General features: G+C 45.3%; 10 protein-coding genes. 7 read left to right on the top strand and 3 right to left on the bottom strand.

From position 1 onward, the window contains the following. The first annotated feature begins 57 nt into the window (after positions 1-57). Complete coding sequence (trhO, locus tag C8N47_RS11760) at positions 58-1,107, top strand: oxygen-dependent tRNA uridine(34) hydroxylase TrhO (RefSeq protein ID WP_107822756.1); 1,050 nt, start codon at positions 58-60, stop codon at positions 1,105-1,107. Further along, positions 1,100-2,095 (top strand): tRNA dihydrouridine synthase, encoded by a 996-nt coding sequence (locus C8N47_RS11755; RefSeq protein ID WP_107822755.1) that lies wholly within the window; start codon positions 1,100-1,102, stop codon positions 2,093-2,095. Before trhO ends, C8N47_RS11755 begins: the two co-directional genes overlap by 8 nt. Here the strand turns inward: C8N47_RS11755 and C8N47_RS11750 are convergent. The 3 genes from C8N47_RS11750 to trhA all read right to left on the bottom strand — a co-directional run bounded on the left by C8N47_RS11750 (position 2,092) and on the right by trhA (position 4,386). Beyond that, a complete protein-coding gene (locus tag C8N47_RS11750) occupies positions 2,092-2,448 on the bottom strand; it encodes a NifB/NifX family molybdenum-iron cluster-binding protein (RefSeq protein ID WP_107822754.1) in 357 nt (118 codons plus the stop codon). The genes C8N47_RS11755 and C8N47_RS11750 overlap by 4 nt on opposite strands. Before the next feature lie 139 nt (positions 2,449-2,587). Then, complete coding sequence (locus C8N47_RS11745; protein WP_107822753.1) at positions 2,588-3,034, bottom strand: methionine-R-sulfoxide reductase; 447 nt, start codon at positions 3,032-3,034, stop codon at positions 2,588-2,590. A gap of 704 nt (positions 3,035-3,738) precedes the next feature. Further along, positions 3,739-4,386, bottom strand: coding sequence for a PAQR family membrane homeostasis protein TrhA (trhA, locus tag C8N47_RS11740; protein WP_107822752.1), 648 nt, complete (start codon positions 4,384-4,386; stop codon positions 3,739-3,741). Between the two features lie 191 nt (positions 4,387-4,577). Between trhA and C8N47_RS11735 the strand changes: the two genes are divergently transcribed. From C8N47_RS11735 to C8N47_RS11710, 5 genes are all read left to right on the top strand, one after another. Continuing rightward, a complete protein-coding gene (locus tag C8N47_RS11735; RefSeq protein WP_107822751.1) occupies positions 4,578-5,174 on the top strand; it encodes an RNA polymerase sigma-70 factor in 597 nt (198 codons plus the stop codon). 88 nt (positions 5,175-5,262) lie between these two features. Continuing rightward, positions 5,263-6,267, top strand: coding sequence for a FecR family protein (locus tag C8N47_RS11730; RefSeq protein WP_107822750.1), 1,005 nt, complete (start codon positions 5,263-5,265; stop codon positions 6,265-6,267). Between the two features lie 186 nt (positions 6,268-6,453). Continuing rightward, on the top strand, positions 6,454-9,876 hold the full coding sequence (locus C8N47_RS11725) for a TonB-dependent receptor (RefSeq protein WP_170111376.1): 3,423 nt from the start codon (positions 6,454-6,456) through the stop codon (positions 9,874-9,876). 13 nt (positions 9,877-9,889) lie between these two features. Next, positions 9,890-11,908: a RagB/SusD family nutrient uptake outer membrane protein gene (locus C8N47_RS11720; RefSeq protein WP_107822749.1), complete on the top strand. Its 2,019-nt coding sequence runs from the start codon at positions 9,890-9,892 to the stop codon at positions 11,906-11,908. 519 nt (positions 11,909-12,427) lie between these two features. After that, positions 12,428-14,302 carry a BNR repeat-containing protein gene (locus C8N47_RS11710; RefSeq protein WP_107822747.1) on the top strand — a complete coding sequence of 625 codons (1,875 nt, stop codon included), beginning with the start codon at positions 12,428-12,430 and terminating at the stop codon, positions 14,300-14,302. Positions 14,303-14,315: the final 13 nt, after the last annotated feature.

Raw genomic sequence — 14,315 nt, 5'->3', positions numbered from 1 at the left:
GGTAAATAAATCTTTAAATATAAATTGTATCTTTGCCGATCGAAAAGATGATAAAGGATGCAACTGTATAACAAGTACAACAAAGAAGAGCTGATTCGGCGTTTGAATGAAGAGACGTTTGAGCGGACAACGATCTCGTTTTACCGCTATGTTCTGATTGAAAATCCTCAGGATTTCAGAGATGAGCTGTACCGGCAATGGTTTGCCCTGAATTGTTTTGGGCGCATTTATGTTGCCCGCGAAGGGGTGAATGCACAGATGAGCGTACCAACCACAAATTTGAACTCTTTTTTGAGCCAATTGGATGCGTGGGACGAACTGAAGGATATGCCCATTAAATATGCCGTTGAGGATGATGGTAAATCGTTCTACAAGCTAAGTATTAAGGTAAGGCCCAAAATTGTGGCCGATGGGCTTGACGACGGTGCGTATGATGTAACCAATGTTGGGAAGCATTTGTCTGCCGCTGAATTTCATGCCCAGCTGGGCGATCCGAATGTTTTGGTTGTTGATATGCGCAACCATTACGAAAGTGAGATTGGGCACTTCGAAGGAGCCATTTGCCTGCAGGCCGATACCTTCCGCGAAGAAATTGAGATGGTGGTTGACGAGCTGCAAAGTAAGAAGGATCGGAAAGTTTTACTGTACTGTACCGGCGGTGTGCGTTGCGAAAAGGCCAGTGCCTATCTGAAACATCGCGGTTTTCAGGATGTTAATCAGTTGCACGGTGGCATTATTGAGTATGCACGTCAGATTAAGCAGTTAAATCTGGATTCCAAATTTATCGGTAAAAATTTTGTTTTCGACAATCGTTTGGGCGAGTCGATCAGTGGCGATGTTATTTCCAATTGTCACCAGTGTGGAAAGCCTTGCGATACGCACACCAACTGTGCCAACGATCTGTGTCATATCCTGTTTATACAGTGCCCCGAATGTGCGGCAAAATACGATGGCTGTTGCGGCGAGGAATGTAAAACTGCTCATCATGCCCCTGAAAGTGAGCGGAATTTGTATGTTCAGGCATTTCAGCGTAAGTTTGGCAACCGAAAAGCATTCCGGAAAGGAGTTGCACAAAAGATAGAAAAGTTCGATTTACGCTATGAGTAGTTTCTGGAATGATATAAAAAAGCCAATTCTGGCGCTGGCCCCGATGGAAGATGTTACCGATACCTCCTTCCGCGAGCTGGTTGCCCGGATTTCCGATCCGCAGTGCCTGCAAATTCTCTTTACCGAATTTACAGCCGTCGATGGCATGAACCATCCGGTGGGAAAACAGCGGGTGTCGGAACGTTTAATTGTTAGTGAATCGGAGCGGGAAGTGCTGCATGAAAAAGGGATTAAGCTGGTGGCTCAAATCTGGGGGAATAAACCCGACGTATTTTACAAAGTAGCTAAAGAAATCACCGAAGAATATCAGTTTGACGGGCTGGATATAAATATGGGCTGCCCGGTGAAAAATGTGGTGAAGCAAGGTTCGTGCAGTGCTCTGATCGATCAGCCAACATTAGCGCAGGAGATTATTTTAGCCACCAAAGAGGCGACTCATCTGCCGGTTTCGGTGAAAACCCGTACGGGCATTAAAAAGCACGATACAGAACGATGGATAACCCAGGTGTTGGAAACCCGACCGGCAGCTATAACCTTGCACGGCCGCACCCAGAAGCAACAGTCGGATGGCTTGGCCGATTGGGATGAAATTGCCCGCGCTGCCCGCCTGAGACATCAAATGGCTCCTGAAATTCCCTTCCTGGGGAACGGTGATGTATTATCCTATCAGCAGGCTTGTGATTACAGCGCACGTTATGGATTGGATGGCATCATGATCGGGCGTGGTATTTTTCACAATCCCTGGTTTTTCAATCCGCAGGAAAGTGAAAAAAACAAAGACGAAAAGCTGGAGCAATTGATTTTACATACGCGCCTGTTCGAGCGGAACTGGAATGGACAAAAGAACTTTAATATCCTTAAACGCTTTTATAAGATTTACACCAATGGTTTTCGGGGGGCTGCTGCCATGCGCGCTGAACTCATGAGCGCCAACTCGTACGACGATGTATATCAAATTGTTGGCGTTCATGCGTCCACCGTTGTTTAGTGCGAGCAGCCGTCGTGCTCGGTGCAGATGGTAAAGTTTGCAAAGTAGTCGTTACGGATGTATTTATCCAAGGCTTCCTCAACCGAGCATTTAAAACCGGCAATAACTTCAATATGCTGCGATTTCAGTTTCTTGATGGCGCCTTCGCCAATGCCCGAAGCCAGCATCACGTTCACCTTTTCAGCGGCCAGTTGGTCGGCTAAGTTGGATTTACATCCGCATTCTTTCGATGTTGTCAGCTTTGTTTGGCCGATAATCTCCTTTTTTTCATTCAATTCGAAAATTGAAAAATAGTCGCAGTGGCCAAAATGTTCGTCCACCCGATTGTCTTTTGTAGGTATGGCTATTTTCATCAACTTAAAATATAAAAATGGATTTAAGTTCAAAAGTAGATAAAAATAAAAGAACTATGGTGTAGAATGTTGTGAGTCCGCCGGCCGAAAAGGCCAAATTTAATATTGAGGATAATTTCGGCCTGGCACCGGTATTTTTTTATTCTTCCTTTGGAACAAAGTTCAGCGAAACCGAATTGACGCAGTGACGCGTGTTCTTTTGGGTAAATCCTTCGCCGTAAAATACATGACCTAAATGTGCCCCGCAGTTGGCGCAGGTAATCTCGGTGCGTCGGCCATCGGCATCAACCGACTTTTTTATCGCTCCCGGTATTTCATCGTCGAAGCTGGGCCAGCCACAACCCGAGTCAAATTTGTCGGTCGATTTATAAAGCGGCGCGTTGCACTGTTTGCAAGTGTAGGTTCCGTCTTCGTGATAATCGTAGTATTTCCCGGTGAACGGACGCTCGGTGCCTTTGTCAATGATTACATAACGTTCGAATTCAGTTAGCTGGTTGTATTGCATCGTATCTGTTTTTGTGTTTTGTTCCTGTGCGCAAGCTGTTATCGTCAAAGTTGCAAACAGAATGAAGAAGAACTGTTTCATCACTTTTTATTTTCAGATACAATTGTCTTTGGTGTTTTGTTTGCCAAGAGATGTTAAAATACGCATGATTCGAAGGGAATCTCCAACCGCGATGAAAGGCGAGGGTTTTCGGAGGTCGGGTTGTTGTTCCACATCTAATCAAAACCAGTTATTGACAATGCGCCTTAGTGCCTCCGGGGGGTAAGACTTTCATAAAAAACCTTCATGATTCCAGGGAATCACCAACAGGAATGAAAGTGGTGGAAGACAGCAGAAGGCATTTAAGAGAGGACGAAAGCTCACTCGGAGCGGGACCGGCCTACTTTTTATCGATGGTGAGAGGTGAACCGGAAGCTTAGTGAATCCGGGAAGCTCCGCTCCGGCAGCTGCCGGACTGGAGATCACCCGGCTGAACTTAGCTTTCGGGAGCTGACACCTGAAGATAAAAATAAGCCTTGCGTTTTCTGTTTCGTCTTTGGGGCAAGCCAAAGATGAAAACCCGTCCGGTAGGACAAAAGATCCGAATTGAGCAAAAGTAGGAGTGAAAAACAGCCAGTTTTGAGGCAACTCTCATCAGCGCTGGTTTGCTACAAAAGAAGCCTGGCTACCGGTTGAAGATGAACCCCTGTTTGTTACATCCCAGATGCGGTTTGGAAACCCTGCCTACCGCAGGCAGGCGCATCACCCGAAGGGACTTTCACCGAAAAGCGGCCGCTTTGGAAACGCTAAATTGGTAAGAGATATAAAAATGAGAAGAAATGACATACCGAGCCTCCCAGAATGAAAAAATGGAAGATCAGATGAAAAAACGGAACCTTTGGGAACAGGTAAAAAATGGCACCGGTCGTATAGCTTAGTCCGCCGGCCAACAAAAACCACAGCGATGTGTTGGGCACATTTTGGATCATCGGCGCAGCGGCAACAATAACCAGCCAGCCCATGATAATATACAGCAAGGTTGAGATATTTCGCCAGCGAGGTTTGTAGAACCACATCTTAAAAACGATGCCCGCAATGGCCAGCGACCAAATCAGCCCGAAGAGCGTCCAGCCAATCCATCCGCGTAGCGAGATCAGCGTAATGGGCGTGTACGAACCGGCGATCAGGATGTAGATTGCTGAGTGGTCAAATTTATTGAGTTTTTCCTTCAGGCGTGGATTTTTAACACCATGGTACAGCGAGGAAGCCATGTATAACAAAATCATGCTGACTCCAAAAACTGAAAAGCTGACGATATGCCAAACGTTGCCGTAAAGTGCCCCGAAAACATTCAGTAACACAATACCTGCAATGGCCAGGGCAACGCCAACGCCGTGTGAAATACTGTTGGCAATTTCTTCTGCTTTTTTCAGTTTGAGTTTTTTCAGCTTCATAAATGGTGATTTTTGAGCTGGTAAAAATATAAAAATCGAAGTATTGACCAGTAGGCAGGGGCTCCAATCCGGATTAGTTTTGCGGAGCGGATTACCGGGAGGGATTGTGTGTAGGAGCCCGATTTTTTTGATGAACAAGCAGGGAAAGTTGATAAAATACCTTAAGTTCGCAATCGAGAGATCATTCGTTTGTGAAATTGACCGAAAACAAAAAATACCTAACCGACCATGCCATTCTCGACCAAATAGCCAAAGGCGATTTGGATGCGTATCGATGTTTGTTCGACAAGTATTTTGCCGATCTGTGCAATTTTTTGTTGATCTATCTGCGCGACAAGTCGTTCGCCGAAGAGGTGGCTCTGGAAGTTTTCACGGTGGTGTGGGAGAAGCGTGCACAGCTTCAGGTGCGCTCGAACATCAAAGCTTACCTTTTTACAGCCGGAAAAAATAAGGCCATCAGTATTTTTCGTCGTTCCAGGCAGCATCTGCTAAGCAGTTTGGATGTGGAAGCGCAGGCCTCGGTCACTGATGTGGCTACCGATAGTTATCTCGAAAACCAGGAGCTTCGCCAGCTGCTCGATCAAGCCATTGAAAGTTTACCCGAACAAAGCCGGAAAATCTACCAGATGGCCTGGGAGGAAAATATGTCGCATAAAGAAATTGCGCAACAATTGGGATTAAGCCCCAAAACAGTCGAGAACCACGTTGGAATTGCGTTGCGCAAACTCAGGGAGCAGCTTCGTCCGTATTATAAGCAAATTTTTGTGCTCTGGTTATCAGGGTTATGAGCCGTGTTTTGGGGTAAATGTCAAAAAAAGTGAAAATCCATTGAGGGATTTCTTATCTCGGTAGCGTCATATCAGCAACAATACGGTTATGAAAGAAAGTCAAACACCTTGGGAAGCAATTGGGGCTTATCTGAACAACAGATCGGATAAAGCCAGTGAAGCCATTATAAAGACGTGGTTGAAGGAAGTGCCCGAGAACATTCAACTTTTTAGGGAGATTGTTGATACCAGCTATCTGACCCGTCAGCAACCAACGGCCTATCAACCCGATACCGAACAACTGTGGGCCGAGCTGATGACGCGGATTCAACCTTCTGAAAAGAAGCCGAAAACCCGAATATTACGCTACCTGAAGTATCCTGCAGTTGCGGCGGCGCTGATTATAGCCTTCCTGTGCGGGCAGCTTTTAACGCCTACACCGGAACAGCAGGCCGAATCGCCCTTGACCTACGCCAGCTTGGTTACCGAAGCCGGACAGCGCTCGCAGATGACGCTGCCCGATGGTACCCGGGTATGGCTGAACGCCGATTCGGAGCTAAAATATGCGTCGAATTTTAACTCCCAAAATCGCGATGTATACATTTCGGGTGAATGCTATTTCGAAGTGTCGAAAAATCTGCATAAGCCATTCATCGTACATGCCAATGATCTGCAGGTGAAGGTGTACGGAACGCATTTCAATGTGCGGGAAAGTGCCCGGCAGCAGCAGTCGGAAGTAACTCTGGTAGAAGGTAAAGTTGAGGTGCTGAGCCCGGAAAACCAGTCGTTATCTTATTTGTCGCCCGGCGAGAAGCTCACCCTGCGCGAAAATCGCTACTCAGTGAAGAAGGAGCAAAACCCATTGGCGCAGATCGCCTGGACACAAGGTGTTTTGACCTTTGTCGATCAGCCTTTTGAAGAAGTGGTCGAGTATCTGGAAAACTGGTATGGCGTATCTATCCAACTCGATCAGGCGCTGCACAACAATCACCGGTACACCTTTAAGGTGAAAACCGAAAGTCTGCGCGAAGTGCTGGAGCTGATTTCCGTGATTACCCCCATCCGCTATAAAATTGATGGCGAACAAGTCTATATAAGCATGAAAAAATCTTAAAATAAAAACAGGAAAGGCGGCCACCTTCCCTGTCTATGTATCAATTGTCAAACCGAATCCGGAATACACGACTTACCGCTAAATAGGACTGTATTTCAGATTCATAACTGATCGTATAAAACTATGAAAAAAAAACGATTGAATTCGTACAGGGGAAACCCGTGTACAAAAAAAATGCTTTTATCTATGAAGCTTACTCTCATTTTAACCTTCCTGACGACTTTTACCGTCTTTGCGGGAAGCTTTGCTCAGAACACCAAACTGAGTCTTAAAATCCAGGACCGACAGGTTCGCGAAGTCCTCAATGAAATTGAAAATCAGTCGAACTATTCCTTTATGTACGACAACCGGCAGATAGACGTGGAGCGCCGCGTAAGCCTGGAGGTACAAGGCAAAAATTTGGACGAAGTGCTGGCTGATATCTTCGAAGGAACCAATGTGACCTATAAGTTGATTGACCGGCATATTATGCTGATGGCCGAAGATAGCCCTGCTATCAGCAGGCAGGCAGGTCCCGTAAAAGGTCAAGTTGTAGACCCTAACGGAGATCCGCTTCCCGGAGTTACAGTTGTTTTGAAAGGATCTAATGTTGGTACGATTACTGACTTTGATGGAAATTTTAGTTTGAAGGATGTTCAATCCTCTGATATTCTGGTTTTTTCATTTATAGGTATGTTAACTCAGGAAGTGCCGGTGGGAAACCAATCTATCTTTAATATCACATTACAAGAAGAAACAATTGGCGTTGACGAGGTTGTTGTCGTTGGTTTTGGGACACAGAAGAAAGTTAATCTAACAGGTTCCGTGGGAATTGTAGAAGCAGAGCAATTGGAATCAAGACCGGTTCAAAATGCAGTTCAAGCCTTGCAAGGAACGGTTCCTGGTCTTAACATCTCCACACAAGGGGTCGGAGGGACACTGAATGCAGGTAGAAGTATTAACGTTCGCGGAACAGGAACAATTAGTGGAGATGCCAGTGGATCACCACTGATTTTGGTCGACGGAATGGAAGGTTCGTTAGATGCCATAAACCCTCAGGATATTGAAAGTATCTCGGTGCTGAAAGATGCGGCATCTGCTGCAGTTTATGGTTCGCGGGCGCCATTCGGAGTAATCTTGGTAACCACTAAAAAGGGAAAAGCCGGGAAAGTACAGGTAAACTACAACAATAATTTTCGTTGGAGTAATCCGGTTTTATTACTCGATATGATGAACTCTTACGAGTTTGTGAATTATTGGAACGATGCAGATTATAATGGCGGTGGAAGTGGACAGAAGTTTTCGTCTGATTTTGTTCAGCGTGTCAAAGATTATATTGACGGAAAACTGGATCCCACAGATGTTGCTCAGGTTCGGGGCGATGGAAAATGGAACTACGACTATACCAATGCCAATGTCGATTGGATGAAACAATACTATCGCAACTGGGCTCCAACGCAAGAACATACCTTGAGTGTTAGCGGGGGATCGGAGAAATGGTCTTATTATCTTTCTGCCAACTATATGGATCAGGAAGGCTTAATGCGTTATGGAACCGATACTTACGATAGGTACGCAACAACGGCTAAAATATCCGGTGATATTTCGGAACATATCAAAATTGCTTACACAAACCGATTTGTCAGAACCATTTACGAGAGACCCACAACAATGTCTGATGGGTTTTACGATCATATTATGAGAAGGGCGAGACCAATCAGGGCGATCAAAGATCCGAACGGATTTTATATGTCAGACATTAACTATATCAATGCGCTTGAAAATGGTGGGAGACGTAACGAAGAAAATGATTTCAATACACAGCAACTTCAACTAACAATCACTCCAATGAAAGATTGGAAGATCATTGGAGAGTTGAACTACCGAACTCATACCGATTTTACGCACGAAGATGCTTTCCGGGTGTATTCGTATATGGCAGACGGGGTGACACCTTATCGTGCCTTAACCAGTACATCTAATGACTATGTATATGAGTATGCTCGCAAGTCTTATTTCTTCAACCCCAATGTGTACTCCGAATATCTGAAAAGTTTTGATCAGCATAATTTTAAATTGATGGCTGGTTTTCAGTCTGAATGGAACAAGTACCGGGATTTGAGTGCCAGTCGTCAGGACTTGATTACGCAAACTCTACCAGTTTTGGATCTAACAACCAATCCGACTGCAAGTATCTCCGGACAGATCCAAAAATGGGCAACAGTTGGGTTCTTTGGACGTTTGAATTACGATTTTGCAGGGAAATATTTATTCGAAGGGAATTTGCGTTACGATGGAACATCTCGTTTCCGCGAAGACAAGCGATGGAACTGGTTCCCGTCAGTTTCAGCTGGTTGGAATGTTGCCGCCGAAGATTTTTGGTCTTCAGTTTCTAATGTAGTTACGCAACTGAAGCTTCGGGCATCTTACGGTAAATTAGGTAATCAAAACACGACAAGTTGGTATCCAACTTATCAGACCTTTCCTACAGGAACAGCAAATGGCAACTGGGTAGTAGACGGGATGGAACCAAACACAGCCTCTGCTCCGGGATTGGTTAGTTCGTCGCTTACCTGGGAAACCATACGCAGCTGGAACTTTGGAGTGGATTATGGTGCCTTCAATAATCGGTTAACCGGAGCATTTGATTACTTTATTCGCTATACGGACAATGGTGTAGGCCCCGGTGTAACGTTACCGGCGGCTTTGGGAACCGGTGTTCCGAGAGTGAATAATGTCGATATTAAAACAACCGGTCTTGAGCTGAGTATCGCGTGGCGAGATAAGCTTAAAGAGCTGAATTACGGAGTGAGATTTAGTCTGGCAGACAGTAGAACTAAAGTATTGTCTTATCCGAACGAAACGGGAAATTTAGGCCAGTACATTCCCGGCCGCTATATGAATGAGATTTGGGGATTTCACACAATAGACATTGCGCGAAATGAGGAGCAAATGGAACAACATTTGGCAACTTTGACTAACGGTGGTCAATCGGCTATTGGAAATAATTGGCATGCCGGTGACATCATGTACGAAGACACAGACGGTGATAAAAAAATTAGCCGTGGAGCTCAGACTCTCTATGATCATGGCGATTTGGAGGTAATCGGAAATTCGACACCTCGTTATATGGTCGGACTGGATATTGACGCTAATTGGCAAGGTTTTGATTTCAGAATGTTTTGGCAAGGTGTTCTAAAGCGTGATTGGGCTCCCAGTGGTATGGTGTTCTGGGGAACAACCAGCTCCGGCGAGTGGTGGTCTACCGCCTTGAAAGAGCATCTTGATTACTTCCGTGCGGATGAAAATGATCCATTAGGACAAAATATCGACTCGTATTATCCTCGACCAATCTTTAACGGCAAAAACCAATATGCCCAAACGAAATATCTTTTAGATGCATCGTATCTGAGATTGAAAAACCTGCAAATTGGGTACACGATTCCGGCTCGATTAACCGAACGGGTTAAAATTGCAAAGCTGAGAGTCTTTGCCTCCGGCGAAAACTTACTCACTTTAACGAAATTAAACGATACTCTTGACCCGGAATCAATCGGTATTGGACGTCAGGGAGGAACAGTGTACCCCTTGTCAACCGTTTATTCATTTGGTATGAGTGTTAACTTTTAATTGATAAACAACGATGAAAAAAAATAACTATATAAAAAATGGTATTCTGGCAGTTACAGTCAGCTTGAGTATGTTGACCGGATGTAATGACTTCCTGGAGATTGATCCACCATCTGACATTTCGCCAGAGACATACCTTTGGACAGAAAGTGATTTGGCTGCGTACACAATAGATCGATATCATAACTCCGATAATGATTATATATTCAGATCGGTTAATGGTTCTGGTGGCGATGGACTCTATCTGGATGATCGGGCGACAGATGTAATGACCAATAGAGGAAGTAATAATCGATTTACTCCGGGCGAATGGAAAGTCGGAAGCACTGGAGGAAGCTGGGGCTTCGGTAATATTTATCAGTTGAATTATTTCCTGCAAACCGTATTGCCACGCTATCAATCAGGAGAACTCACCGGCAATATCGACAATGTGAAGCATTACATTGGAGAAGCCTATGTGCTAAGAGCATTTGAATATTTTGGCAAGCTAAAAGCATTGGGAGACTTTCCGATAATAACCAGAACAATACCTGATAACAAAGACTCTTTGGTTGTCGCGAGCCAACGAAAACCCCGAAATGAGGTTGCTCGTTTCATTCTCAGCGACTTGGATAAAGCCATTGATTTACTAAAGGAAACCCCTCCGAATGGGGAAAGAACCCGGATTTCAAAACCGTTGGCCTATTTGATTAAGTCGCGTGTTGCATTGTTTGAGGCTACGTGGCTGAAATATCACAAGGGAACTGCACTTGTTCCGAATGGTCAGGGATGGCCGGGAGCCAGCAAAGCATATAATGCAAACTACCAGTTCCCATCCGGAAGCATTGATGGCGAAATCGAATTCTTTTTGCAGCAAGCGATGTCTTCGGCAAAGCAGGTTGCTGATAACATTGCATTAACAAGCAATTCAAAGATCATACGTCAAAGTGCGTCCGATCCGTCCAACCCGTATTACGAAATGTTCGCATCAGAAGATCTTTCGTCTTATGACGAGGTGCTTCTGTGGCGTGACTTCGATTTAACATTGGGAAATGTTCAGTATTGGAACCACTATCTGTACTACGGTAATGGGTATGGATATACCCGTCAGTTTGTAGACGGCGTGTTAATGGAAAATGGACTCCCGATCTATGCTGCCGGCAGCGGTTATCAGGGCGATGATTTTGTGGGCGATGTGAAGGTCAATCGCGATTGGCGGTTAAAGTTATTCATGAGAGCGCCGGGCGAAACAAAGGCTTTTGTTAATCTACCAGAGGGAACCAGCCCTGAAGTGGAACCTGAAGTTCCGGTTATTGATGGTTCTAGCCGATATATGGAGGGGACTGGGTATTCAATTAAAAAAGGATTGTCGTATGATAATGAAATGCAAGCAACTGTGGGGCGCGATGTTACCGCGGTGGTCTGTTTCAGAGCGGTTGAGGCCTATCTGAATTATATGGAAGCCTGCTACGAGTTGAACGGGAGCCTGGATGCAGATGCTCAGAAATACTGGAGAGCCATCCGTGAAAGAGCAGGTGTAGATGCTGATTTCAACAAAACCATCGCTGCTACTGATATGAACCAGGAAGCGCTAAATGACTGGGGAGCGTATTCGCACGGACAGCTGGTTGATGCAACGCTGTACAATATTCGTCGTGAACGGAAAGTTGAAATGGCCGTTGAGGGACTACGCTATATGGATTTAACGCGCTGGAGAGCAATGGATCAACTAAGCGGCTATAAAATTGAAGGTATCAAGGTTTGGGGACCGATGAAGGATGTTTATGGTGGTCGACTGCTGTATGGGCAATCGGATGCAACAAAAAATACGGTGTCAGATCCTGCACTATCAGATTATCTGAGAATTCATCAAATATCACCTAACAATTTTTATTACAATGGTTACAATTTCACTGAAGCTCATTATCTAAATCCAATCGCAGCGGAACATTTTATTATTTCTTCACCGGACGGACAAACTCCGGAGGATTCACCGATATATCAGAATCCAGGTTGGACATTGGAAGGAAATCAACCGCCGGTTGGTTATTAAGTATGTGTCGATAATTATAATACTCCCAAGGCTGCCCGACGAATTTCGGGCAGCCTTCATTTTCCCGTGAATGGCCTGCCAACCGGCGAATTTGTATCAGTTATTTTCGAAAAAGCGATAGTTTGGTTGATTCACAAACTGATTAAATCGAATTTGTATTAGCAGGTTGCGTGATATTATGCCAAATTTGTAGAATCAGATCCTGGTCAGTGAACCGAACGGCTGGCAACGGTAGCTGTTCTCGCTATGTTTCTGCAAAGACGATAGACTAAGTTTCATCTTTTTCGGTTTTGCAGAAGGCGGATTGGGCAATCCGCGAAAACACGGCGGATGTATTGAATGCAGACTTCACAACCACCGAAATAAACCGATGTGTTACTGCTCTGTTAGTCGACGAGTAGCGACAATTTAAAAATGAAAAAAATGCTAAACCAACGAAAATCAATGTACGCGGCTTCTGGCAGAACTGCCCGAATTTCCCAGCTATTGGCAAATAGCTCAACACGAACATTATCTACTATGTTTTTTCCGAAGAACTACCGAAATTATTTTTCCGGGACTTTTTATCTGCTTGGGCTTCTGCTTTTGTTCAGTTGCCAGTCTCAAAAGAGCAAGCTCACCGGACCTATCGACCGTTACGAACTAGCTAAAGAAGGTGCCTGGTGCTGGTTTGCCGATCCTCGGGCACTGCATTACGAAAATGAAGCGGGAACGATTAACAAAACCTATATCGGTTATATCGATATTCACGGGAACATCAAAGCAAGTCAGTACGATTTTAAAACCGGAGAGACGCAGGAAGTGTTGGTTCGTTCGTGGTTTCAACCCGACGATCACGATAACCCAACTTTTCTGGTGTTGCCTGACGAGCGGGTGATGATCTTCTATTCGCGACATACTGATGAGCCTTGCTTTTATTATCGTGTATCGAAAAAGCCGGGAGATATAACCGATCTTGGGCCCGAGCTAAAGATCGAAACCCAAAACAATACTACTTATCCTTCGCCTTTTATTCTGTCCGATGATCCCGACCATTTCTATTTGTGTTGGCGAGGAATTGGCTGGCACCCGACCATTGCCAGGCTCTCTTTGCCGGATCCGGAGGGAAAAGTTGAAGTAGTCTGGGGGCCGGAGCAGATTTTGCAGTCGACCGCCTCGCGACCTTACGCCAAATACACCAGTAACGGCAAGGACAAGATCTACCTGGCATACACCACCGGACATCCCGATCCGACGATGCCCAATTGGCTGTACTTCAATTCTATTGATATTCATACCATGGAGCTGAAGGATGTAGCAGGCAAGGTAATTTCCAAGCTTGGCGAAGAACTTCATCACGTTGCAGCGACTCCGGAATATAAAACAGAACAGCCGAACGCCGTTGTTGACGGCACAGAGCTTCGCGACTGGCTTTGGCAGGTGGAGCTGGATAAAGATGAAAATCCGGTGATTGCCATGGTTCAGATTAATGAAGACAAAAGCTCGCACGATTATTATTACGCGCGGTGGACCGGAAGTGAATGGCAAAAGACTTTCCTGACGAATGCCGGTGGCCATTTTCACCAGTCGCCAGACATCGAAAAATGTTACAGCGGCGGTATGGCCATCGACGACCAGAATACCAATGAGCTTTATTGCTCGGTGCCGGTTGACGGGAAACAGGGCAAAGTGTACGAGTTGATTAAATACACCATCGATGAACAAGGGCAAGTTGAAACCGATACCCTCACGAAAGATTCGGAGAGGAACAATGTGCGTCCTTATATTATTCCCAACAGGAACAATTCTCCCTTGAAACTGACCTGGATGTACGGCAACTATTACGATTGGATTGTCAGCAAAGAGCGTCCGCTGGGATATTGTACATCTATTTATGCCGACTATCAGTTAAAACGAGAAACGGTTGATTTAACATCCGGTTTAACGTTCAACGAGACTGCCCCGAAGACGTTTGAAATTCCCCAAACCGAGGAATTTTCTGTTTTTCTGGATCTGGAACTCGATACGGCAGCCTACAGCGGCGAGTTGCTCTCGGCAGGAAAGCTGGCATACGGTCTGGAGGGAGAAAGCATGAAAACCTACCTTCGTTTCGGGGAGCAGATTTACCGTAGTAACAATGTGCTCGGCAACTCGGATCGATGGACAGCCCGTTCGCGCGGAACAAACGGACAGTGGTATGCCCCGACGAAATATCCTTCGGTTCAGGCCACGCTGGTTTATTCAAAAGGCGAGCTAACTGTTTATGTGAACGGCCTGGTGGACCAGCTGGTGTCGTTGCCTGAATTTAACGAGCAACAGCTTAGTTTGGACGCTATGGTTCGCAGAATCAAAGGCTGCAAAATCTACAATCGAAAATTGAATTATACTGAAATTTCGACCTTGTCGGAAAATTAAAGATTAACGACAT

This window comes from Mangrovibacterium marinum (assembly GCF_003046625.1).
Lineage (GTDB): Bacteria > Bacteroidota > Bacteroidia > Bacteroidales > Prolixibacteraceae > Mangrovibacterium > Mangrovibacterium marinum.
This window is presented reverse-complemented; position numbering and strand designations above follow the sequence as displayed.

Coding starts and splice junctions, on each gene's coding strand:
- C8N47_RS11730 (WP_107822750.1), top strand. CDS start 5,263: ATGAAAGAAAGTCAAACACCTTGGGAAGCAATTGGGGCTTATCTGAAC.
- trhA (WP_107822752.1), bottom strand. CDS start 4,386: ATGAAGCTGAAAAAACTCAAACTGAAAAAAGCAGAAGAAATTGCCAAC.
- C8N47_RS11720 (WP_107822749.1), top strand. CDS start 9,890: ATGAAAAAAAATAACTATATAAAAAATGGTATTCTGGCAGTTACAGTC.
- trhO (WP_107822756.1), top strand. CDS start 58: ATGCAACTGTATAACAAGTACAACAAAGAAGAGCTGATTCGGCGTTTG.
- C8N47_RS11755 (WP_107822755.1), top strand. CDS start 1,100: ATGAGTAGTTTCTGGAATGATATAAAAAAGCCAATTCTGGCGCTGGCC.
- C8N47_RS11750 (WP_107822754.1), bottom strand. CDS start 2,448: ATGAAAATAGCCATACCTACAAAAGACAATCGGGTGGACGAACATTTT.
- C8N47_RS11725 (WP_170111376.1), top strand. CDS start 6,454: ATGAAGCTTACTCTCATTTTAACCTTCCTGACGACTTTTACCGTCTTT.
- C8N47_RS11710 (WP_107822747.1), top strand. CDS start 12,428: ATGTTTTTTCCGAAGAACTACCGAAATTATTTTTCCGGGACTTTTTAT.
- C8N47_RS11745 (WP_107822753.1), bottom strand. CDS start 3,034: ATGAAACAGTTCTTCTTCATTCTGTTTGCAACTTTGACGATAACAGCT.